A 21156-nucleotide genomic window follows, 5' to 3' on the forward strand; every position below is an offset into this window, starting at 1 on the left:
GTGGGTGCCGGGGGGTTGAGTGTTGCGCGTCGGGGACGTGGCAAGATAGCACACGGCCAACAAGGCCATATACATACGTGGGCCGAAGGTAGGATGCATATGGCCCTGGCGCCGTCCGACGAGCGCGCAACATCCCCAGCCACTGGTGTGGCGGTGATGTTCGTGCTTGCGGTGCTGATCGCCGCCGCGGTCGGCGTCGGTGCGTTCACGAACAACGAGGAGGTGACCGCAACGGTGCAGGTCGCGGCGACGGACGGCGGGGCGACCGTGCTGTGGACCGATCAGGGCACGGCCAACTACATCGAGGTGACGACGGGCAACGCCCTGGGGAACACGACCATCACCGAGGTCGGCGGGACGGCGGAACTCCCGAAGGACGTGGGGCGAACGGGGGAGACAACGCTCGTCGTGCGTGCGGTGAACAACGAGAGCGACCGCGTCATCGAAGAGCAGGACGTCGAGTTGCGCTAGGGGTCGGTGAGCGCGATGGGCGCGGGATCGGTCGTGATTTCGAGGCGCACGCCGTCCTCGTAGTCGGGATCGACGCTGACCGTCCAGCCGTGGACGCGGGCCAGCGTCTGGACGTTCGGCAGATGCATCCCGGCTTCGGTCGTGGGCACGGCGTCGCCGTAGTCGAAGAACCGCGTGGTGTCAGTGACCGATGGCGTGGCGCCGTTGTCCGCGATGGAGAAGCCGTCGTCGTGGATGGCGACGGTGACGGCGGTGGCGTTGTTGTCGGTGGTGAACGCGAACGCGGATTCGAAGAGGTCTTCGAGGCGCACGCGGTCGGCGGAGACCGTCGTGTCCCCGGTGACGGTGAGCTCGCAGTCGCCGGTGTCGGTGGTCTGCCAGCCGGCGCGGGCGGCCGCCGCCACGTCGACGGTGGTGGTGTCCCGGAGGGTCCGGCCGTGGCGGGCGAGCGTGGACAGGTCGTTGACGCGGTCGGCCATGCGGTCGACGGCGTCGGAGACGCGGGCCAGTGATTGCTGGGCGTCGGTGACGTTCTCGGATTCCAGCGCGCTGGCGGCCTGCGCGGTGTAGCCGGACGCGACCTGGATGGCGTTGCGGAGCTCGTGGTTGACGCCGGCGGCGAACCCTTCGAGTTGGGCGTTGTGGCGTTCGACCTCGCGGCGGTGGCGTTCGGTTTCGGTGATCTCCGTGAAGACGATGACGCGGCCGAGGTTGCTGGCACCCAGCGAGAACGTGGATTCGGCGACGAGGTAGTATTCGGTGTCGTCGCTGTGGCGCAACGCGAGCACGTCGTCGTCGCCGTCGACGTGCTCGGCGATCGCTGGCGCGGCGGTGGACAGCGGGACGCCGGTGGCGTCCCGGAGAGTGGGGAAGCGCGACCGGGCGGTGTCGTTGACCGCGCGCACGCGGTCGTCCTCGTCGAGCAACGCGACCGGCTCGGCGATGTCACCGGTGAGTTGCACCGCCAGGAACCGGTCTTCGTGGATGAACAGGACGCCGACGGCGAACACGGCGACGCCGAGCGGCGAGTGGATCAGGTCGACGAGCGTCGAGCTGGCGAAGCTGTAGACGTCTAAGATCGCCGGCAGCGCCATCACGGCGACGAGTCCCGCCAGCGGCCGGGTGCCGTAGTCGGCTTCGCGGAACAGCTCGAACAGCATGAACATGCCGATGGCGGCCAGCGCGTACGACAGGCCCGTGACCGCCCAATGGAAGATGCCGTGCTCGACGACGACAGCGGGGAAGCTGGCGGGCTGGTAGGTGGCGCGGTAGTAGAGGTGATGGAAGGGGTTGGTGAGTTTCACCGCGACGACCGAGAGGTACGCGAGGATGCTGCCGCGGACGACCCAGGTGTCCCGGTGGAGGACGCGGCCGGTGTACGCCGAGCAGAAGTAGAGCCACGCCCACACGGTCGAGAACCCCAGGATGAGGCCCGCGAGGTACGCGACGTTGGCGATCAGCTGTGATGGTGCCAGCAGCGTCACGACGTGCGTGACCGACCAGCCGCTGGCGGTTGCCAGCAGCGCGATCAGTCCGTGGCGTGTCTCGCGGTCTTCGATGCGGGTTGCCTGCAGGATGCTGGCGGCTGTCAGGACGGCCCCCAGAACGAACAGTCCCGCGTACAGCGAGTCAATCAGCGTGAGCCCGAGAACAGTCTCGGGCACTACGCACCCTCCCTCATGCAGACTCAATACAGTCCTGAAGACTCCTAAGCGTTGGCTTCTCGGACAGCAGCGTGTGTGTGATGGCGACGGCGGGCCGGCCTGTGTGGCGGTGGTTTGCGAAGGTTCTTACGCCAGCGAGCAGTATTCTGGAAGGACAGAATGGCCCAGGCCGCCAACCAGGAGCTCGTTGACCAGTTCGAGGAGTTCTACCGGCGATACTACAGCGACGAGATCGGGAACCTCGCACGCCAGTATCCCCGCGAATCGAAGTCCCTCGAGTTGCACTGGCGGGATCTCTACCAGATGGATCCGGACCTGGCCGACGATTACATCAGCCATCCCGACCAGCTCCAGGAAGCCGCCGAGGAGGCGTTGCGGGTGTACGATCTGCCCGTCGACGTGAGCCTCGGGCAGGCACACGTTCGCGTGCACGGGCTGGCCGAGCACACGGACATCCGGGCGATCCGCGCCGAACACCTCAACACGATGGTTTCGATCCAGGGGATGGTGCGGAAGGCCACCGACGTGATGCCGAAGATCGAGCGTGCGGTGTTCGTCTGCCAGCGCTGTGGCACCGACACGGAGGTGCCACAGGGGGATGCGGGGTTCCAGGAGCCGTATCAGTGTGAGTCCTGCGAGCGCCAGGGACCGTTCAAGCTCGACCCGGATCGGTCGGAGTTCGTGGACTCCCAGAAGCTGCGCATCCAGGAGTCACCCGAGGGGTTGGGCGGCGGGGAGACGCCACAGAGCATCGACGTCCACGTCGAGGACGACGCCACCGGCAACGTCACGCCGGGCGATCACGTCACCGTCACCGGCGTCCTCCGGCTCGACCAAAGCGAGGAGGCCACCGACTCGCCGGTGTTCGAACGTTACATGGAGGGGTCGTCGGTCGTCATCGAGGACGCCGAGTTCGACGAGTTGAACATCTCCGAGGCGGACAAAGAGGAGATCGTCGCGCTCTCGGACCACGAGGAGATCCACGAGGAGATGGTGGATTCGATGGCGCCGGCGATCTACGGCCACCGCGAGGCCAAGCTCGCGATGATGCTGCAGTTGTTCTCGGGCGTCACCAAACACCTCCCCGATAAGTCCCGCATTCGGGGCGACCTCCACATGCTGCTCATCGGTGACCCGGGAACCGGGAAGTGCGTGCGGGGCGACACCACGGTGGCGCTCGCCGACGGCAGCGAGCGCGAGATCCGGGACCTCGTCGAAGCGAACCTCAACGACCCGCGGCCCGTCGATGACGGCGTCTGGGACGATGTGGACGTGGCCGTCCCGTCGCTTGCAGCCGACGGCAGGCTCGTGCAGCGCCGCGCGACGAAGGTCTGGAAGCGCGAAGCCCCCGAGACGATGTACCGCGTGCGGACGGCGGCCGGTCACCGGCTCACCGTCACGCCGAGCCACCCGCTGTTCGTCGCCGGGTCGCACGGCCCGGACGCGGTCCGAACCGAGGATCTGGAGGTCGGACAGCTCGTCGGGGTCGCCCCGGACGGCGACGGCTCCGGGCAGGTCGCACCCGACGGGGGCGTCATCCGGGACGCACAACCAGCGCCGGTGGGGGACGCCGAAACCGTCGCGTGGAGCGCCATCGAATCGATTACCGAAGTCGAACCCGACGAGGAGTGGGTGTACGACCTCGAAGTCGAGGGGACCCACAGTTACCTCACCGACGGCGTGGTCTCGCACAACTCCCAGATGATCTCCTACGTGCAGAACATCGCGCCCCGGTCGGTGTACACCTCCGGGAAGGGGTCGAGTGCGGCGGGGTTGACCGCCGCGGCCGTTCGCGACGACTTCGGTGACGGCCAGCAGTGGAGCTTGGAGGCGGGCGCGCTGGTGCTTGCGGACAACGGCGTGGCGGCCGTCGACGAGTTGGACAAGATGGCCGACGACGACCGGTCGGCGATGCACGAGGCGCTCGAACAGCAGAAGATCTCCGTCTCGAAGGCGGGCATCAACGCGACGCTGAAAGCGCGGTGTTCGCTGTTGGGCGCGGCGAACCCGAAGTACGGGCGGTTCGACCAGTACGAGCCGATCGGCGAGCAGATCGACCTGGAGCCGGCGTTGATCTCGCGGTTCGACCTGATTTTCACCGTGACCGATCAGCCCGACCCCGAGGAGGACGCGGCGCTGGCGGATCACATCCTGCAGACCAACTACGCCGGGGAGTTGAACACGCAAAACGAGGAACTCGCGAACGCGAACTACTCGGAGGCGGAGATCGAGAGCCAGACCGAGGACGTTGCGCCGGCGATCGAGCCGGGGTTGTTGCGGAAGTACATCGCGTACGCTCGGCGGACGTGTTTCCCGACGATGACCCCGGACGCGCGCCAGGCCATCGAGGAGTTCTACGTGGATCTGCGATCGAAGGGCGCGGACGAGGACGCGCCGGTGCCGGTGACCGCGCGCCAGCTGGAGGCGATCGTGCGGTTGGCGGAGGCGTCGGCGCGGCTCCGGCTGTCGGATTCCGTGGAGAAAAGCGACGCCGATCGCGTGATCGGGATCGTGCAGTCGTGTCTCCAGGACATCGGCGTGGACCCCGAAACAGGCGAGTTCGACGCCGACGTGGTCGAGACCGGGCAGTCGAAGACCCAGCGGGATCGTGTGAAGAACATCAAGGCACTGATCGGGGAGATCGAAGAGGAGTTCGACGACGGCGCGCCGGTCGAGGAGGTCCTCGATCGTGCCGAGGAGATCGGGATGGACGCCGGGAAGGCCGAACACGAGATCGAGAAGCTCAAGGAACGCGGGGAGCTCTATCAGCCGAACACGGACCACTTGCGCTCGATCTAGCCGACGGCCGGGCCCGGGGGTTGTTCGAACCGGAACGCCTTTTTTGGGGCGCGTTGGAATGTCAACGTAATGTTGTTAGCAGTGGCGTATTCGCGGGCGGCTCGCCGGCAGTTGTGGAACACCTGTGACGCCCATCCGGGGTGTGTCGTGGACCGGTTCGGGCGGGCTGTGCTGTTCCGGGAGACGGAGTTCAGCGCGTTGCAGGTGTTGCGGCTGCGGGCGCGACACGGCGGCCACGTGGCCGTCAAGCAGACGGCACCGTTCAACGAGTTCAAGGAGGTGCCCGAGCGGATCAGGACCGCTGCGGAGGCGTACGAGGGCCGGGCGTCGCGGAGCACACCGTATCGGAAGTTCGCGTCGGGGACCGAGCATCCGGATCCCGAGGGGTTGCGTGGCGTGCCGCTATGAGGGTGGCGTTCGGCGAGCGCGTGCGGCGCGGGCGCGCCGTCGACCTCCGGAACGAGGGCGTGCCCGCGTCGGCGGTGGTGGCGGCGATCACCGACCCGGATGACGGCCGTGTGCGCGGACAGCGGCCGGCCGCGGTCCACGAGCACGTGGGCGTGCTGTGCGAGGGGACGACGCTGCGGGTGGGGGTGGCACTGGCGGCGGCGGCGCGGAGTCGGGGCGCGCGGACGACACACGACGACGAGCTGGCGGCGGTGACAAGACAGCTCGCGGGGTTGTCGACACCGGACGTGGATCTGGCGGCGGCGCGGGAGCGGGTCGCGGCGGCTGAGGCGGCGGTCGGTCACATGCGTGAGCGTGCGGCACGGGTGCAGGGGCGGACCCAGCCGGGGGATGGGGAGCCGGTGGTGGCCGTGACCAGGGCGCTGACGGCGGTGGAGACGGAGTGGCACGCCGCCAAAGAGCGGTTGCGGCGGGCGCAGGCCGCGTGGGCGGACGCCCGCCGCCGGCTCAGCCTCGAAGACCGGCGGGCGAACCTGGAGCAGGCCGCCCGGGACGCGTTGGTGGCGCGCTGGAGTGACCGGTTTCGGCGGGCAATGGACGCGCTGGCGGTGCCGGCGAGCGTCCCGCCGTCACAGCCCCCACGGCGGTTCAGCGGGCCGCCGTGGGCTGGCGCGGCCGCGATCGCCAGGCTGGCCGCGCCGGGCGCACCCCTGGTTGTGAGCGCGGCGGTGTGCGCGGACGCGCTGGCGGCGAGTGCGGCGCTGGATGCGCCGGTCGTGGTGGTGGCTGATTAGGCGTCAGTGAGGTTCTGGTAGGTCGCGCGCAGCGTCACCGGCGTGACGTCGGCGACGGCCGCGGCGGCCGACTGCGTGACGGCGTGGTCGGTGTCGGTTGCGGCGGTGTAGAGGCAGCCGGCGGCGACGCCGCTGGGGTTTCGGCCGGCGACCAGGCCGTCGGTTTCGAGTGCGGCGACGAGTTCGCGGGCCTGGCGCTCGATGCGGGCCGGCAGGGAGAGGGCGTCGGCGTATCGTGGGAGGTATTCGCGGGGGTCGATGGGGCCGGTCGGCAGCCCGAGATCACGGTTCATGGCGTCGTAGGCGGTGGTGAGCTCGGGGCGGGTGGCGCGGGCGGCGGCGGCGATTTCGTCGAGGGTGCGGGTGACCCCGTTGGTCCGACAGGTGGCGTAGACGCCGGCGGCCGCGAACCCCTCGATGGTGCGGCCGTGGAGCAGGCCCGCCGTTTGGGCGGACGCGAACAGCGTGCAGGCCTGGTCGCGGAGCCCGGTGCCGATGCCGAACGTGCCGATGAGGCGGCGGATCTCCGTGAACCCGTAGATCCGGTTGTAGTCGGCTTTCGAGGGGATCGTGGCGCGCTTGTGTTGACGGCGGAGCCGTGCGAACTTGCGGCGTTTGCGGCCCGTGAGCCGTGCGCTGTAGCCGATCTCGGTCGAGAGGCCGCGGTCGTGGCGGGAGCGGGTGAGCGGCGCGCCGGTACGCTCGGGTGCGTGATCGGGGTCGTCGGAGAACGTCCGCCACTCGGGCCCGTGGTCGATGGGCGCGTCCGTGACGACGAGCCCGCAGTCGGCACAGACGTGTTCGGTGTCGGTTTCGCGGATGGTGCCGTCGCATTCAGGGCAGCGGTGTGGGTGCTGCATTGCGTGTGTGCGTAGGGGCCAGAGGAGTGTGTAAGCACCGGCGAGCGAGCGTCGAGACGGGGCGAGGCGGGCGCGAACGGGTGGATAGTCGATACGTTCGCTGGGGTCGGCGGGGGCTGTGGCGGTAGCGAGTGCGTACATTTAGGTTCGAGAGGGGTGCCATCGCGGCGCATGGGATTGGCGGAGATCGCCGACGGCATCACGACGACAACCACACAGCAGCGGGAACGCGGGGTGGCGAGCGTGGACCACACGCGGGCACCGCTGGCCGACCGATTGGGGACGTACGCCGACCGGCTGCCGTGTACGGCGGCGCAGGCGGCGGCCGTCGCCAAGCAACACGCCAGTGGCGCCGGCGAGCAGGCAGTGAGCGACGCCGTCGGCGTCCCGCCGACGACGGTGGCGAAATGCCTGCATCTGCTTGGCTTCGACGACGTGATGCCGCTATCGGAGCGACAGCGCGAGCCGGTGGCGGCGTGGCTCGAGGGGCAACGAACGCGGGTCGATGCGGTGGCGGCGGCCGACGGAACCGAACGCGAATGCATGCTGGCCGCGTACATCATGACCCACGACAGCCTGCCCGGCGCTGCGGACGTGGTGGTGAGCGCACTGTCCCCCCAGCAGGACGCGATGGTGGCAAAACGGGACGCGCTGGCGGCGACGCTGCCGGGATCAGGTGAGGCGGGCGTGGACGGCGTCTAGGACCGACCCGGTGGAAAGCGACGCGGCGACCGCGGTGTCGAAGACGGCGTCGGCGAGGGCGGCAACCGCGGCGGTGAACGCGCCGGTGCCCGAAAGCGGGACTGGTGTGTCGGGGACGCCGGTGGTGGCGTGAGTCGGCACCGCGTGTGTGGCTGCCCGCGGTGTGTCGGCGGCGCGGTTGGCGACGACGTGGGTGCAGTCAGTGCCGATGTCGGCGAGCCGACCGCGGGCACGCTGGAGGGTGTCGACGCCGCGGTCACCGGGCGGAACGACCGCGACGACGGCGTCGGTGGCCGTGACGGCGGCGACCGCCTGGTTGGCGGCGATCGGCGGGGTGTCGACGAGCACGTAGTCGTGTGCGTCCGCGAGCGTGTCGACGACGCTGCCGAGGCGGGCGGCCGCCGCGGGTGTTTTCGCGGCGGCGATGCGCTCGAAGGCGGCGAACGCGGGGTAGGCCGTGAGGGCGGCGTCGGCGTCCGGAGCGATGGCGTACCGGGCGGCCGCCGGGGCCGCGTCTGTGGTGATGACGCGCGTGATGTCGGTCGTGATGCGGCCGGGAACGTGCTGTGCGAGGCCTTGGGTGGCGAACGCGGCGTCGAGAACCGCGACGTTTGCGCCAGTGCGTGCGAGGACAGCCCCCGTGGCGACGGCGAGCCGGGTGGCACCTGCGCCGCCGGCGGTTGCGGTCAGTGCGGCCGTCCTGGCTGGTGAGTCGGACACGGCCGGGACTGCCGCGCCATCGCATAAGAATGTCAGCGGGGGTCAGGCCAGGCGGTCGGTGATGTCCGCGGCGGTGGCGTCGAGGTCCGCGTCGGAGACGTCCGGACGGGTGCCCGCGGCGACGTGCAGCGGGCCGCCGTCGTCGTCGGCGAACCGCGGGATGATGTGGCCGTGGACGTGGGGAACCTCCTGGCCGGCGGCCGTGCCGTTGTTGAACCCGATCGTCGTGGCGTCGGCATCGACCGCGGCTTCGACCGTGGGCGCGAGCGCGTGCAGCGTCTCGAACACCGCGGTGGCGTCGTCGCCGGGCGTGTCCGCGAGCGTGGCGGCGTGGGTTTTCGGGATGACGAGCGTGTGGCCGGGCGCCATCGGCGTGGCGTCGAGGAACGCCAGCGTGTCGGCGTCCTCGTGGACGACGCGGGCGGGGATCTCGCCGGCGATGATCTGGCAGAAAACGCAGTCGTCGGACATGGCTGGTCGGACGCGCGGCAGCCTCTTAAGGGTACGCGAGGTGTTACTCGATCAGCGGCAGCAGGATGCCGAACAGGAACGGGCAGACGACGATGCCGAGCACGCCGAGGATCTCCAGGTCGAACAGCATGGACGCCTCCCAGCCGGAAACCACGCCGGAGCCGAGGACCGTGCCCGCCGCCCCGACGCAGATCATCGCCGCGCTCGCCGCCGTCCCGTACTTCGCGAGGTCCGGGTAGTCGATGTTCGCTGTGTTACTCATACCGGGGGTGGGGCGTGGCCGATCGTAAGTCTTCCGTGTCGAACGGAAGGCATACAACGCGCAACTTCCTCACGGCGTGTATGATTGAATCCGTGCCGGAGCTGTTCGACCTCGTGACCGCACCGCTGTTGACGCTCGCGGGCACGACGCTGGTCGGTGGGGGGCTGTTCGCGGAGCTACAGAGCGCCACGGCGCTGGCCGGCGACGGCGGCAGCATGGTGTTCGGGCTGTGGCTCGCCGTGATGGGCGCAGTGGGCGTCATCGGCGGGGCGAAGGTCGTGCGCGACGCCGTCACCGGGCAGCTGTCGTAACCGGGACTGTACAACCGATTGTTCTTTGAGGTGCGAGCGGGACGGTACCCGTATGAGTGGATTCGGTGACGTGCCCGACCAGTACGATCCCGCGGGCGTCGAGGAGCGGGTGTTCTCGTACTGGGAGGCCGTCGACGCGTACGAGCAGACGGTGGATCATCGCGCCGACGCGGAGACGTTTTTCTTCGTTGACGGCCCGCCGTACACCAGCGGCGCGGCGCACATGGGCACCACCTGGAACAAGACGCTGAAGGACGCCTACATCCGCTACCACCGGATGCAGGGCTACGACGTGACCGATCGGCCGGGCTACGACATGCACGGCCTCCCGATCGAGACGAAAGTCGAGGAACAGCTGGGCTTCGAGTCGAAAAAGGACATCCAGGAGTTCGGCGAGGAGGCGTTCATCGAGGAGTGCAAGCGGTTCGCCGACGACAACCTCGACGGGCTGCAGTCGGACTTCCAGAGTTTCGGCGTCTGGATGGACTGGGACAACCCCTACAAGACCGTCGACCCGTCGTACATGGAGGCGGCGTGGTGGGCGTTCAGCGAGGTCCACGACAACGGCCTCGTCGAGCGCGGACAGCGCTCGATCAGCCAGTGCCCGCGCTGTGAGACCGCCATCGCGAACAACGAAGTGGAGTACGAGGACGTCACCGACCCCTCGATCTACGTCAGGTTCGACCTCGACGACCGCGAGGGCAGCCTGGTGGTGTGGACGACGACGCCGTGGACGATCCCCGCGAACCAGTTCGTCGCCGTCGACGAGGACGGCGACTACCAGCAGGTGCGTGCGACGACGCCGGACGGCGAGACGGACGTCCTCTACGTCGCGTCGGAGTGCGTCGAGGACGTGCTGTCCGCGGGCGGCTACAGTGACCACGAGGTCGTGGCCGACCACTCGGGCAGCGACCTGATCGGGTGGTCGTACACGCCACCGCTGGCGGACGCGGTGCCGGCGAACCCGACCGACGCCGACGGCACCCACGAGGTCTACCACGGCGACTGGGTGGAGGCCGACCGCACCGGCCTGGTGCATTCCGCGCCCGGCCACGGCGAGGAGGACTTCGAGCGCGGGGCGGAACTGGACCTGCCGGTGTTCTGTCCGGTCGGCGAGGACGGCGTCTACACCGACGCGGGAGGCAAGTACGCGGGGGCGTTCGTGCGGGACGCCAACGACGACATCATCGCGGACCTCGAAGCGCGGGACGCGATGCTCGCCAGCCAGATCGTCGAGCACAGCTACGGCCACTGCTGGCGGTGTGACACCGGCATCATCCAGATCGTCACCGACCAGTGGTTCATCACGATCACGGACGTCAAAGACGAGTTGCTGGCGAACATGGACACCTCCGAGTGGCACCCCGAGTGGGCGCGCGACAACCGGTTCCGGGATTTCGTGGAGAACGCCCCGGACTGGAACGTCAGCCGGCAGCGCTACTGGGGGATTCCGGTCCCCATCTGGACGCCCGAGGACTGGAGCGGCGACGCCGAGGACGTGCTCGTGGTCGGCACCCGCGAGGAGCTCGCGGCGCTCGCCGACCAGGACGTCGACCCCGCGTCCGTGGACCTCCACAAGCCGACCGTCGACGACATCACGATCACCGAGGATGGCACCGAGTACACGCGCGTGCCGGACGTCTTCGACGTGTGGCTTGACTCCTCGGTGGCGTCCTGGGGTACCCTGAACTACCCCGAGCAGGAGGACGACTTCGACGAGCTGTGGCCGGCCGACCTCATCATGGAAGCCCACGATCAGACCCGCGGGTGGTTCTGGAGCCAACTGGGCATGGGGACCGCCGCGCTCGGCGACGTGCCCTACGAGGAGGTGTTGATGCACGGCTACGCGAACATGCCCGACGGCCGCGGCATGTCCAAATCGAAGGGCATCACGATCGAACCGAACGAGGTCATCGACGAGTACGGCGCGGACCCCATGCGGATGTTCCTGCTGTCGGTGACCCCGCAGGGCGACGACATGAGCTTCTCGTGGGACGAGACCGAGAACATGCAGCGGGACCTCAACATCCTCTGGAACGTGTTCCGGTTCCCCCGCCCGTACATGGCGCTCGACGACTTCGACGCCAACGTGCCGGCTGCGTTCGGCGGCGACGACGCCGGTGTCGGGATCGCCGACGCCGACCTGGAGACCGTCGACGAGTGGCTGCTGTCCCGGCTCCAGCACGTGAAAGCCGACGCCACCGCCCACTGGGAGGACTTCGAGCAACACCGCGCGCTGGACGCCGTCCTGGAGTTCGTCGTCGAAGACCTCTCACGGTATTACGTCCAGGTGGTGCGCGAACGCATGTGGGAGGACGACGCGTCGGCGTCGAAGACCGCGGCGTACGCCACCATGCAGCGCGTCCTGCTCGAAGTCGTGGCGCTGCTCGCGCCGTACGCGCCGTTCGTCACCGAGGAGCTGTACAGCCACCTCACCGGCGATCGGGGCTACGATACGGTGCACATGGCCGACTGGCCGACCGTCGAGGAGTCGCTGCGCGCGCCGGCCCTGGAGGCCGACGTGGCAGTGCTGCGCGCCGCCGAGGAGGCGGGCAGTCACGCCCGCCAGCAGGCCGGCCGGAAGCTGCGCTGGCCGGTCACGCGCGTCGTCGTGGACGCCGCCGAGGACAGCGTCGTGGACGCGCTCGACGCCCACGGCGACCTGCTCGCGGACCGCCTCAACACGCGCGCGATCGAGGTCGTCGAACCCGGGGCGACCTGGGACGAGCTGGCGTACAGCGCCCGCGCGGACATGAGCGAGCTCGGGCCGGCGTTCGGCGACGACGCCGGCGCGGTGATGAACGCGCTCAACGACGCCCACGTCACCGACAGGGACATCGACGCGCTCGCCGAGCAGGTCGCCGCCGACCTCGGGAGGGACGACATCGAGTTGACCACGGAGATGGTCGAGTTCGTCGAAGAAACGCCCGAGCACGTCGCCGGCGCGGCGTTCGAGACGGAGACGGCGGCGGGAACGGTCTACGTCGACACCGAGTTGAACGAGGACGTCGAGAGCGAGGGGTACGCTCGGGAGGTCGTGCGCCGCGTCCAGGAGATGCGCAAGGAGATGGACCTGGCGATGGACGCCGAGATCCGCCTGGACGTGCTCGTGTTCGACGAGCGCGTGGGCGAGCTGGTCGCGCGCCACGAGCCCCTCATCACAGCGGAGACGCGCGCCCGGGAGCTCGGGGAGGTCGAGGACGGCCACCGCGAGGAGTGGGACGTGGAAGGAACCACGATGATCCTGGAAGTCGAGGCGGTGTAGGCGGCCGCTCTTACCGTTTGACCGGAACGTTGCCGAACCGGACCGTGTGGCGAGTGAGCCGTTCGCCGCCGCCGTCGACGTAGTCGACGCCGACGATGGTCATCGTCGCGGGTGTTTCGCCGTCCGGCAGCGCGTACGTCGCCGACAGGGTGGCTGACTCGCCGACGCCGAGGCGGTCGGTGGCCGCGGTGCCGTCCACGCGGCTGCCGTTCTGGGTCGTGACGGTGCCCAACCGGAGTTCGTAGGGTCGGTCGCCGGTGTTTTCGACGGCGACCGTGAGTGCGAACCGCCAGCCGTCGGTGGCGGCGTGCACGGTGGCGTCCGAGAGCGTGGCGCTGCGGGCGGACGCCGCCAACAGGTCGTCGCCAGTGCCGACGGGTGGTGGCCCGGAGGTGGTTGCGGTCGGGCCGGTGATCGTGGCGGCGTCGTCGCCGTCACCGTCACCGAACAGCCCCGATTTGAGGAGGCCGACGAGCGTGCCGCCTTCGATGACCACCGGGATGCCGAACCCGATGCCGACGAGCGCGCGGATCAGCCAGCGCCGCGGGACGCCGTCGTCGGTGTTGTCGGTGTCTGAATCAGCCATGAGTGAACAGGTGGGTGTGGGTTACACCGGGAAGCCGGGGCTGCCGGGGGCGAGAACGCCGTCGGCGAGCATGCCGTACAGCGGGAGCCCGTACGCGATGATCACGAGGACGACCGCGATGGCCGTCCAAACCTTGAGGTTGTCGAGGATGCGGGGGCTGTCGGCGGGGCCGGATAACGCCGACGGGATCGAGCCGTTGACCGAGAGCCGCCCCATGCCGGGTCGTGACAGCCACGTGCCCACCATCACGGCCAGGAACAGCGCCAGCGAGACGAACAGCAGCGTGCCGCCGATCGCGATCTGGAGTTGCATCTCGCTGATGGTGCCGACCACCGGATCGAAGGGGGCCGCCCCCTCACCGCGGAACAGCGGCTTGGCGGTGCGCCGTGGCAGCCCGGCGAGGCCGCCGCGGTGCATGGCGTTCGACATCAGCGTCATGCCGATCACCCAGACGAACGGCTGGATGGCCGCCAGCGTCCGGTGTTGGAGGCGTTTGCCGGTGATCTGGGGGACCAGCCAGTACGCGACGCCCATCATGGTCAGGGCGAACGCGGTGCCGACGGTGAGGTGGAAGTGGCCGGGCACCCAGATGGTGTTGTGGATGAGGTAGTTGATGTTCATGCCGGCGTTGATCATGCCGGAGAACCCGCCGGCGGCGAACACGAGCCCGGCAAGCGCCATCGCCGAGAACGACGGCTTGCCCCAGGGGAGCGCGCGCAGCCAGCCGATGTAGCCGCTGCCGCCGCGCTGGCGGGCGCCGTGTTCCAGGGACGCCACGACCGTGAACGCGGTCAGCAGCGACGGTAACAGCAGCATGAAGGTGTTCGTCATCGCGATGAATTTGAACCCTTCAGCGATCCCGGGGTCGGTGTACTGGTGGTGGAAGCCGACCGGCGTCGACAGCAACACGAACAGCACGAAGACGACGCGTGCCAGCGGATCACTGAACAGTTTGCCGCCGGCGAGCTTCGGGAGGATGGTGTACCACGCCAGGTAGGCGGGCAGCAGCCAGAAGTAGACGACGGGGTGGCCGAAGTACCAGAACAGCGTGCGGGTCAACAGCGGGTCGACCTGGCTGATCCACCCCATCGACCACGGGATCAGGAACGCGACGACTTCGACGGCCACGCCGGCCGAGGAGAGATACCACATGACGAACGTCGCGAGCACCATGAACGTCTGGAGTGGGATGCGCTCGTCGGGGTTGTCCGCGCGCCACGCGCGATACGTCAGGAAGTAGTCGGCGCCGACGATCCAGGAGCCGACGATGAGCAGCGCCGCCCCGACGTAGAAGGCGGGGTGGGCTTGCAGCGGCGGATAGAACGTGTACAGCACGTTCGCGGAGCCAAAGGGCAGCTCCGGCGCGAACCCGTTGAGGATGGTGATGGCGGCCAGCGTGGTGCCGACGACCATCGAGATGAACCCCGTCCAGACGAGCCGTGGGTGCGAAAGCGGGCGGTCGAGGCTGCGTGTGACCGCCCACACGAAGAACCCACAGATCAGGAACGTGGTGAACACGAGCGCCAGCAGCACGCCGTGGCCGGTCAACACCGTGTAGTACTGGGCGGCGTTGATCGGGAGCAGCGACCGGAGGTGCCCGGTGCGGTAGAGCGCTTGCACGAGGCCGAACAGGCCGCCGATGGCGAGCGCGACGAACCCAACGCCGAAATGCCATCTGACGAGCTTCGCTTCGGTCGGGAACTTGTCGATGAACGTCACGTATCAGTCACCTCGGATTGGTCGGCAGCCGCCTGCTGTGGGGGTGTGAACTCCGACTGCGGGACGACTTCGATGGAGCCCTCCATGGCGTGGTGGGCTGGCCCACAGTACTCGTGGCAGACGATGTGGTGTGTGCGGGCTTCGTCGAAGTTGACCGTGAGCTGTGCGACCTGCCCCGGGATCACCATGGTGTTGACGTTCGTGCCGACCAGCTCGAAGCCATGGGTGACGTCGCCGCTGGTGACGTGGAACGTCACGTTCGTGTCCGCGGGCACGCGGATCGGCTCGCTCGTGCCGGGGGAGAACGCGAACTGTCTGGCTTCGACGTACACGTCGTAGCTGTCGTCGTCGGCCTGGTAGACACCGGGGTCGCGGAAGTTGTCCGCGGCAGTCGGGTTGTCCGGGTTGACTGTGCCGCCGTCGTCGCCGACCATCGCAACGCCCGGGCCGAGTGAGCCGTAGACGATGGTTGCGATGAACGCAACGATGAGTACGAACGCCGCGCCGAGCCAGAGTTTTTCGAATCTGTGAATCCTCACGTGAGTCACCCCATGATCGTCGGTCCGTTCCCGAGGAACTCGATGAAGTACGTGAACGCCCACATCCCCACGAGAATGAGGAAGTAGACCGCAACGATGGAGAGCGTTCCAACCGGGTCGTACTCGTCGTGCCCGAGTTCGGTGTCGGGTTCGAAGGCGTCGGCCTCCGGGATCGCAGGTTGGTCGTCCGTGTCGCCGCCCGGCTCGTAGTCGAACGCCCCCGACGAGTCCGGGGCGGGCGTGCGCCGGTAGTAGCTCACCGCAACCGGGACCAGCATCGCAACCCCGACCGCGCCGGCGAACACGGCGGTCCAGAGGGTGCTGGCCGGAGAGACGCTGCTGCCGGCCGCCCCGCCGCCACCACCGCCAGTGGTGCCACTCGGGGGCGCGCCGACGACGATGGCGCCTTTCATCCCCATCGTGAGATGGGGGTTGCAGTAGTACGTGTACACGCCCGCCGTCTCGAACGTATGCGTGTGGGTGAACCCCTCGTTCTCGATGGGTTCGTGGCCGCCCCAGTCGGCGCCGTCGGGCTGGGATTGGACCAACACGTTGTGCGTGTTCGACGTCCACTTGAACGTCACCGTCGTGCCCGGATCGACCCGCACGGCTGCCGGCCCGAACCCGTACGTGCCGCCGTTGGCGTCAGCGCCGACCTCGACGGTCACCTCGTCGGTGCCGGTTTTGTCAGTGGTGTCGCCGGTGTAGTTCCCGGTCGCGCCGCCGTCGGCGCTTTTGGTGAACCAGTCGCCGTAGTCGGCCGCGACGGTCGGCTGATCGGAGCCGCCGCCACCGCCGCCGCCGCTGTCGCCGCCGACGACGATCGCGCCTTTCATCCCCATCGTGAGATGGGGGTTACAGTAGTACGTGTACACACCCTCGGTGTCGAACGTGTGGGTGTGCGTGAACCCCGTGTTCTCGATGGGGTCGTGGCCGCCCCAGTCGGCGCCGTCGGGCTGGGCGTCGATCAGGATGTTGTGCGTGTTCGACACCCACTCGAAGGACACCGTCGTGCCCGGGTCGACCCGCACGGCTGCCGGCCCGAACCCGTACGTGCCGCCGTTGGCGTCCACCCCAACGTCGATCGTGACCTCGTCAGTGCCGGTCCGGTCAACAGTCGTTCCGTCGTAGTTGCCGACGGCGCCGCCCTTGGCGTCGCCGGAGAACCATCCATCGTACGCTTGAGCCGCGGCCGCCCCGGTCGCCGCCGTGCCGGCCGCGATCGCCGTCGCAGTGCCGGCAGCGGCGCGCAGGACGCCGCGGCGTGAGAGCGCTGTGTCATCTAGTCTGGTCATCGTATGCACCTCGCGTTGGTCCCGTCACCGCCACAGGCGGCAACGAGAGTGCGTTGGCACCGGGCAGCAGCCGTGGGACCGTGGCCGCCCTCCCCGTGTCCGTCCACGTCCCCGTATTTCGAAGGTGTCCTTTAGCAACGCTCGGTGATTCCAAGCGCGTAGGAATTCGTCAAAGCGTTTAGGGGCAGCGCTGGCAACGAGCGCGTATGAACGTGCGACCACAGGTTATTGCGACCGTGATGCCGCTGTTATCGCTGGTGCCGGTGGCATTGTACGCGGCCGGACAGAAAGCGATCGCGGCCGTCGCGCTCGGGAACGTTCTCATCGTCGCGGGGTGCCTGTACTACATGTTCTCGACCGCGGAAGCCGACGACGCCGGGCACGGCGTCGCACACTGACCGCACACCATGCCGGGCGCGGCCGTGGGCTGGTCCGCCGGCAGCATCGCCGAGACCGGAGCGGCGGCCACGCCCGACGCGGGGGTGGTCGTGTTCTTCGTGGTTGGGCTGCTCGGGGGCGCACACTGTCTGGGGATGTGTGGGCCGCTGGTGACGATGTACGCCGACCGCATCGGCACCGACGACCGGCGAGGCCCCTCGACGCGGGCGCTGCGCCAGCACGCCCTGTTCAACGGCGGCCGCACGGTGAGCTACGCGGCCGTCGGCGGCCTCATGGGTGCAGTTGGGGGCGTGCTCGTGGACGCCGGCGGGGTGCTTGCGGTGGCCCACCTCGTCCGGGGGGTGGCCGGCGTCGTCGCCGGCGCGGCCATCGTGGCCGCGGGCGTGGGGTACGCGGCCGGCGGCGGGTCGCGGCTGGCTGCGGGGGCGGTGCCCGGGCTGGGACGGGCGTTCAGCGCCGTCACCGGCCGCCTCACCGACCACGTCGACGACTGGGCGACCGGCCCCCGGATCGCGGTGTTGGGGGCTGCCCACGGCGCGCTGCCGTGCCCGCTGATCTACCCGGGGTACGTGTACGCCGTTGCCACCGCCAGCCCCGTCGAGGGCGCGGCGGCGCTGGGCGCGCTGGGGCTCGGAACGTTCCCCACGCTGTTCGCGTACGGCACCGCCGTGGACGCCGTGAGCGCGACGACGCGGCGGCGGGTCCACCGCGCGCTCGGCGTCGCGTTCGTGGTCGCCGGCACCATCCCGCTGGCGAAGGGGTTGGCCGCGCTCGGTTGGCCGGTCCCACAGGTGCCGTTGCCGATGCCGCCGCTGCCAACATAGCATGACACGAGACAGTTGCACGTTGTGTGGGTTGCCCACGCCGGAGCCGCCGGTCACCGGCGGAGACGACGTCGACGGCGCGTTCTGCTGTCGGGGCTGCATGGAGGTCGCGCGCACGCTTGAGGACCCGGCAGCCATGGACGCCGCCGGGGCCGCCGACAGCCTCGACACTGGCGCGGACACGACGGACGTGGACGGCGAGGCGGCGTTTCTCTCCGTGTCGGGGATGCATTGTGCGACCTGCGAGGCGTTCGTGGAGGCCCAGGCGACCGACACCGAGGGTGTGCGGGCGGCGTCCGCGAGCTACCCGACGGAGACGCTGAAAGTCACCTACGACCCCGAGACGGTCGACCGCGAGGCCGTCCGGGCGGCGGTCGACGGACTGGGGTACAGCGCCACCGAGCGCGACGGCGACGCCGCCGCCGACGACGACGAGTCGGAAGTGGGGCGGCTGCTGGTCGGGGGCTTTTTCGGGATGATGACGATGCTGTGGTACGTCCTGTTTCTGTACCCCGCGTATCTGGACGTGCCGTCGGCCGCCCAGCTGCTCGACCTCGGGGGGCTGGCGGGCAGTTACCTGCTGGCGAACGTGTGGCTGATGGCGACCGTGGTGTTGGCGTACACCGGCTACCCGCTGTTCCGGGGGGCGTACGTGAGCCTGCGCGCCGGCCACCCGAACATGGATCTGCTGGTGGGGATCGCCGCGGGCGCGGCGTACGTCTTCAGCACGGCCACGATCCTGACCGGCGGCCGCGAGGTGTACTTCGACGTCGCCATCGTCGTGGTGCTTGCAGTCACCGTCGGGGATTACTACGAGGGGCGGGTGAAGCGCGCGGCTGCGGGCCGGCTGGCGGACCTCACCGAGGAGCGCGTCGACGACGCCACCCGCCGGCGCGCCGACGGCACCACGGAGACGGTCGCCATCGAGGAGCTCCAGGCGGGCGACGAAGTGGTGGTCGGCACCGGCGAGCGCATCCCCGTCGACGGCGTCGTCACGTCCGGGTCGGCGACCGTCGACGAGTCGCTGGTGACCGGGGAGTCGACGCCCGTCGGGGCGACGCCGGGCGACGACGCCGTCGGCGGGGCTGTGGTCACCGACGGCCGCCTCGTCGTCGCGGTCGGCGACGACGCCGCGAGCACGCTCGACCGCGTCGTGCGCGTGCTCTGGGACGTGCAGAGCGCGCGGCCGGGCGTCCAGCGCCTCGTCGACCGCGTCGCCGCGGTGTTCGTGCCGCTGGTGGTTGTGCTCGCGGGGGTGGCCGGCGGCTGGCACCTGCTCGCGGGTGGTGCGGCGGCGAACGAGGCGTTGCTCGTCGGGCTGTCCGTGCTCGTGGTGTCGTGTCCGTGCGCGCTCGGGCTGGCGACCCCGCTGGCGGTCGCTCGTGGCGTCCAGGAGGCACTCGACGGTGGCGTCGTGGTGACGGACGTGTCGGCGTTCGAGGCCGCGCCGGCGGTCGATACGGTGGTCTTCGACAAGACGGGAACGCTCACCACCGGCGAGATGCGCGTGCGGGACGTCGTCGGCGACGACGGCGTGCTCGCGCGGGCGGCCGCCGTCGAGCAGTACGCCGACCATCCGGTGGCCGCCGCGATCACCGACGACGCCACGCCCGCCGGCGACATCGACGACTTCGAGCGCGTGCCCGGCCGCGGGGTCGCCGGCAGCCTGGCGGTTCGGCCCGACGGGGCGGCCGCGGCGGCGGACGCGCCCCGGGTGGTGGCCGGGAACCGCGCGCTGTTCGACGACCGCGGCTGGCGGGTCCCCGAGGCGTACGCCGAGCGCGCCGGCGACGCGCGGGCGAACGGCAACGTGCCCGTGTTCGTCGGGTGGGACGGCGAAGCCCGCGGGGTCGTGGTGGCCGGCGACCGGCCCCGCGACGAGTGGACGGACGTTGTCTCCGCCCTGGACGCCGACGGCCGTGACGTGGTGGTTGTGACCGGCGACGACCCCGAAGCGGCCGCGCGGTTCCGCGACCACGACGCGATCGCGGCGGTGTTCGCGGGCGTCCCGCCGGAGGGCAAAACGGAGGCGGTGCGGTCGCTGCGGGCCGACGGCGAGACCGTGGCGATGGTGGGCGACGGCGTCAACGACGCGCCCGCGCTGGCGGCGGCCGATCTGGGGGTGGCGCTGGACCACGCGGCGCTCGCCGCCGACGCCGCCGACGCCGTCGTGACCACCGAGGACCTCGGGGCCGTCCCACGGGTGTTCGCGCTGACGGACGCGACCAACGGCCGCATTCGCCAGAACCTCGCGTGGGCGTTCTGCTACAACGCCATCGCGGTCCCGCTGGCGGTTGCGGGCGTGTTGAACCCGCTGTTCGCGGCGGGCGCGATGACGGTGTCAAGTCTGCTGGTCGTCGGGAACTCCACGCGCTCGCTGCTGGACGACGGGGTGGCTGGCCCGTGAGCGGCGCGCTCACGGCCCGGCCGCGTCGCGAGACGGTCGGCGTGCTCGCAGCGCTCACGCTCGCTGAGCTCGCGGCGCTGGCGGCGTACCTGGCGTCGGTGCCGGTGGCGATCACCAGCAGCCGGTACCTCCTGTACCCGTTCGTGTGGCTGAACGTCGGCGCGATCGCCGTCTGGCGGGTTTCGCCCGGGCCGGCCGGCCGGCGGCGGCGCTGGCTCGCCGCGGGTGCCGGCGCGGCGTATTTCCTCGGGCTGGCGGCCGTCAGCGGCGTCGTGGCGGTGGGGACGGGCAGCGGCGTGACCGTCCACTGGGCGCTGCCGCCGGGGTGGGGGCCGATGGTGATGGGGTACGTCGGCCCGCTACGGGTCGCCGCCGCCCCCTACCGGATCGGGGGGTATCTGGCGCTGGCGTATCTCGTGTACGCCACGCTGGCCGACGCCGAGGCGTCGCTTGTGGGCGGGCTCGTCGGGGTGTTCACCTGCGTGAGCTGCACGCTACCGGTGGTCGCGGCGGTCGTGTCCTCGCTCGCGGGCGGCGCGGTCGCGGTCGGCACGGCGTCGGCGCTGTCGTCCGACGCCGCGACGGCGGTGTTCGTGCTCGCGGTCGGGCTGCTCGCGTGGCGGCCGGACGCCGCCGTAGGGCGGTGGCTGCGCTGAGCGG

General features: G+C 69.9%; 20 protein-coding genes. 11 read left to right on the forward strand and 9 right to left on the reverse strand.

Annotated features, from left to right (window positions below; translation table 11 throughout):
• The first annotated feature begins 99 nt into the window (after window positions 1-99).
• Entirely contained in the window at window positions 100-471 is a 372-nt protein-coding gene (locus JRZ79_RS21765) for a hypothetical protein (protein ID WP_148265497.1), read from the forward strand.
• Here the strand turns inward: JRZ79_RS21765 and JRZ79_RS21770 are convergent.
• A complete protein-coding gene (locus tag JRZ79_RS21770) occupies window positions 468-2135 on the reverse strand; it encodes a histidine kinase N-terminal 7TM domain-containing protein (protein ID WP_205252189.1) in 1668 nt (555 codons plus the stop codon). The two genes, JRZ79_RS21765 and JRZ79_RS21770, sit on opposite strands and share 4 nt — an antisense overlap.
• A gap of 159 nt (window positions 2136-2294) precedes the next feature.
• Between JRZ79_RS21770 and JRZ79_RS21775 the strand changes: the two genes are divergently transcribed.
• From JRZ79_RS21775 to JRZ79_RS21785, 3 genes are all read left to right on the forward strand, one after another.
• Entirely contained in the window at window positions 2295-4934 is a 2640-nt protein-coding gene (locus JRZ79_RS21775) for an ATP-binding protein (RefSeq protein ID WP_205252190.1), read from the forward strand.
• Between the two features lie 69 nt (window positions 4935-5003).
• Window positions 5004-5342 carry a hypothetical protein gene (locus JRZ79_RS21780; protein WP_205251129.1) on the forward strand — a complete coding sequence of 113 codons (339 nt, stop codon included), beginning with the start codon at window positions 5004-5006 and terminating at the stop codon, window positions 5340-5342.
• Entirely contained in the window at window positions 5339-6136 is a 798-nt protein-coding gene (locus JRZ79_RS21785) for a hypothetical protein (RefSeq protein WP_205252191.1), read from the forward strand. The genes JRZ79_RS21780 and JRZ79_RS21785 overlap by 4 nt, the downstream gene beginning before the upstream one ends.
• Here the strand turns inward: JRZ79_RS21785 and JRZ79_RS21790 are convergent.
• On the reverse strand, window positions 6133-6996 hold the full coding sequence (locus JRZ79_RS21790) for a transcription initiation factor IIB family protein (protein WP_205251131.1): 864 nt from the start codon (window positions 6994-6996) through the stop codon (window positions 6133-6135). The genes JRZ79_RS21785 and JRZ79_RS21790 overlap by 4 nt on opposite strands.
• A 171-nt stretch (window positions 6997-7167) precedes the next feature.
• Between JRZ79_RS21790 and JRZ79_RS21795 the strand changes: the two genes are divergently transcribed.
• Complete coding sequence (locus JRZ79_RS21795; RefSeq protein WP_010903621.1) at window positions 7168-7698, forward strand: hypothetical protein; 531 nt, start codon at window positions 7168-7170, stop codon at window positions 7696-7698.
• Here JRZ79_RS21795 and JRZ79_RS21800 read toward each other — a convergent pair.
• The 3 genes from JRZ79_RS21800 to JRZ79_RS21810 are packed head-to-tail and all read right to left on the reverse strand — an operon-like array spanning window position 7669 to window position 9151.
• Entirely contained in the window at window positions 7669-8418 is a 750-nt protein-coding gene (locus tag JRZ79_RS21800) for an AAA family ATPase (RefSeq protein ID WP_012289457.1), read from the reverse strand. The genes JRZ79_RS21795 and JRZ79_RS21800 overlap by 30 nt on opposite strands.
• Window positions 8419-8460: 42 nt before the next feature.
• Entirely contained in the window at window positions 8461-8889 is a 429-nt protein-coding gene (locus JRZ79_RS21805) for an HIT family protein (protein WP_205251133.1), read from the reverse strand.
• Between the two features lie 43 nt (window positions 8890-8932).
• On the reverse strand, window positions 8933-9151 hold the full coding sequence (locus JRZ79_RS21810) for a hypothetical protein (protein WP_010903623.1): 219 nt from the start codon (window positions 9149-9151) through the stop codon (window positions 8933-8935).
• 80 nt (window positions 9152-9231) lie between these two features.
• Here JRZ79_RS21810 and JRZ79_RS21815 point away from each other — a divergent pair, with 80 nt between their 5' ends.
• Window positions 9232-9462, forward strand: a complete 231-nt coding sequence (locus JRZ79_RS21815) for a hypothetical protein (RefSeq protein WP_010903624.1) — start codon at window positions 9232-9234, stop codon at window positions 9460-9462.
• Between the two features lie 52 nt (window positions 9463-9514).
• Window positions 9515-12727 carry an isoleucine--tRNA ligase gene (gene ileS / locus JRZ79_RS21820; protein WP_205252192.1) on the forward strand — a complete coding sequence of 1071 codons (3213 nt, stop codon included), beginning with the start codon at window positions 9515-9517 and terminating at the stop codon, window positions 12725-12727.
• 10 nt (window positions 12728-12737) lie between these two features.
• On the opposite strand, the gene JRZ79_RS21825 is transcribed toward ileS, so the two are convergent.
• From JRZ79_RS21825 to JRZ79_RS21840, 4 genes are read right to left on the reverse strand one after another with little or no spacing between them, the layout of a single operon-like run.
• A complete protein-coding gene (locus tag JRZ79_RS21825) occupies window positions 12738-13313 on the reverse strand; it encodes a hypothetical protein (RefSeq protein ID WP_010903626.1) in 576 nt (191 codons plus the stop codon).
• 21 nt (window positions 13314-13334) lie between these two features.
• On the reverse strand, window positions 13335-15032 hold the full coding sequence (locus JRZ79_RS21830; protein WP_010903627.1) for a b(o/a)3-type cytochrome-c oxidase subunit 1: 1698 nt from the start codon (window positions 15030-15032) through the stop codon (window positions 13335-13337).
• The gene (locus JRZ79_RS21835) at window positions 15029-15571 is read right to left on the reverse strand and encodes a cytochrome c oxidase subunit II (RefSeq protein WP_049892532.1); all 543 of its coding nucleotides are present in this window, start codon (window positions 15569-15571) and stop codon (window positions 15029-15031) included. The genes JRZ79_RS21830 and JRZ79_RS21835 overlap by 4 nt, the downstream gene beginning before the upstream one ends.
• 5 nt (window positions 15572-15576) lie before the next feature.
• The gene (locus tag JRZ79_RS21840; protein ID WP_205252193.1) at window positions 15577-16866 is read right to left on the reverse strand and encodes a halocyanin domain-containing protein; all 1290 of its coding nucleotides are present in this window, start codon (window positions 16864-16866) and stop codon (window positions 15577-15579) included.
• 206 nt (window positions 16867-17072) lie between these two features.
• Here JRZ79_RS21840 and JRZ79_RS21845 point away from each other — a divergent pair, with 206 nt between their 5' ends.
• The 4 genes from JRZ79_RS21845 to JRZ79_RS21860 are packed head-to-tail and all read left to right on the forward strand — an operon-like array spanning window position 17073 to window position 21152.
• On the forward strand, window positions 17073-17264 hold the full coding sequence (locus tag JRZ79_RS21845; protein WP_010903630.1) for a hypothetical protein: 192 nt from the start codon (window positions 17073-17075) through the stop codon (window positions 17262-17264).
• Window positions 17265-17273: 9 nt separating this feature from the next.
• A complete protein-coding gene (locus JRZ79_RS21850) occupies window positions 17274-18089 on the forward strand; it encodes a sulfite exporter TauE/SafE family protein (RefSeq protein WP_070807659.1) in 816 nt (271 codons plus the stop codon).
• Window position 18090: 1 nt separating this feature from the next.
• A complete protein-coding gene (locus JRZ79_RS21855; RefSeq protein WP_205252194.1) occupies window positions 18091-20496 on the forward strand; it encodes a heavy metal translocating P-type ATPase in 2406 nt (801 codons plus the stop codon).
• Complete coding sequence (locus JRZ79_RS21860; protein WP_205252195.1) at window positions 20493-21152, forward strand: hypothetical protein; 660 nt, start codon at window positions 20493-20495, stop codon at window positions 21150-21152. Before JRZ79_RS21855 ends, JRZ79_RS21860 begins: the two co-directional genes overlap by 4 nt.
• The last annotated feature ends 4 nt before the right edge of the window (window positions 21153-21156 follow it).

Origin of the sequence: Halobacterium sp. BOL4-2 (assembly GCF_016917835.2) — an archaeon.
GTDB classification, from domain to species: domain Archaea; phylum Halobacteriota; class Halobacteria; order Halobacteriales; family Halobacteriaceae; genus Halobacterium; species Halobacterium salinarum.

What these genes read in the sequence shown, in the direction of transcription:
- JRZ79_RS21805 (WP_205251133.1), bottom strand. Translation starts at nt 8,889, where the DNA reads ATGTCCGACGACTGCGTTTTCTGCCAGATCATCGCCGGCGAGATCCCC.
- JRZ79_RS21850 (WP_070807659.1), top strand. Translation starts at nt 17,274, where the DNA reads ATGCCGGGCGCGGCCGTGGGCTGGTCCGCCGGCAGCATCGCCGAGACC.
- JRZ79_RS21780 (WP_205251129.1), top strand. Translation starts at nt 5,004, where the DNA reads ATGTTGTTAGCAGTGGCGTATTCGCGGGCGGCTCGCCGGCAGTTGTGG.
- JRZ79_RS21790 (WP_205251131.1), bottom strand. Translation starts at nt 6,996, where the DNA reads ATGCAGCACCCACACCGCTGCCCTGAATGCGACGGCACCATCCGCGAA.
- JRZ79_RS21810 (WP_010903623.1), bottom strand. Translation starts at nt 9,151, where the DNA reads ATGAGTAACACAGCGAACATCGACTACCCGGACCTCGCGAAGTACGGG.
- JRZ79_RS21785 (WP_205252191.1), top strand. Translation starts at nt 5,339, where the DNA reads ATGAGGGTGGCGTTCGGCGAGCGCGTGCGGCGCGGGCGCGCCGTCGAC.
- JRZ79_RS21775 (WP_205252190.1), top strand. Translation starts at nt 2,295, where the DNA reads ATGGCCCAGGCCGCCAACCAGGAGCTCGTTGACCAGTTCGAGGAGTTC.
- JRZ79_RS21795 (WP_010903621.1), top strand. Translation starts at nt 7,168, where the DNA reads ATGGGATTGGCGGAGATCGCCGACGGCATCACGACGACAACCACACAG.
- JRZ79_RS21815 (WP_010903624.1), top strand. Translation starts at nt 9,232, where the DNA reads ATGATTGAATCCGTGCCGGAGCTGTTCGACCTCGTGACCGCACCGCTG.
- JRZ79_RS21840 (WP_205252193.1), bottom strand. Translation starts at nt 16,866, where the DNA reads ATGACCAGACTAGATGACACAGCGCTCTCACGCCGCGGCGTCCTGCGC.
- ileS (WP_205252192.1), top strand. Translation starts at nt 9,515, where the DNA reads ATGAGTGGATTCGGTGACGTGCCCGACCAGTACGATCCCGCGGGCGTC.
- JRZ79_RS21845 (WP_010903630.1), top strand. Translation starts at nt 17,073, where the DNA reads ATGAACGTGCGACCACAGGTTATTGCGACCGTGATGCCGCTGTTATCG.
- JRZ79_RS21765 (WP_148265497.1), top strand. Translation starts at nt 100, where the DNA reads ATGGCCCTGGCGCCGTCCGACGAGCGCGCAACATCCCCAGCCACTGGT.
- JRZ79_RS21825 (WP_010903626.1), bottom strand. Translation starts at nt 13,313, where the DNA reads ATGGCTGATTCAGACACCGACAACACCGACGACGGCGTCCCGCGGCGC.
- JRZ79_RS21855 (WP_205252194.1), top strand. Translation starts at nt 18,091, where the DNA reads ATGACACGAGACAGTTGCACGTTGTGTGGGTTGCCCACGCCGGAGCCG.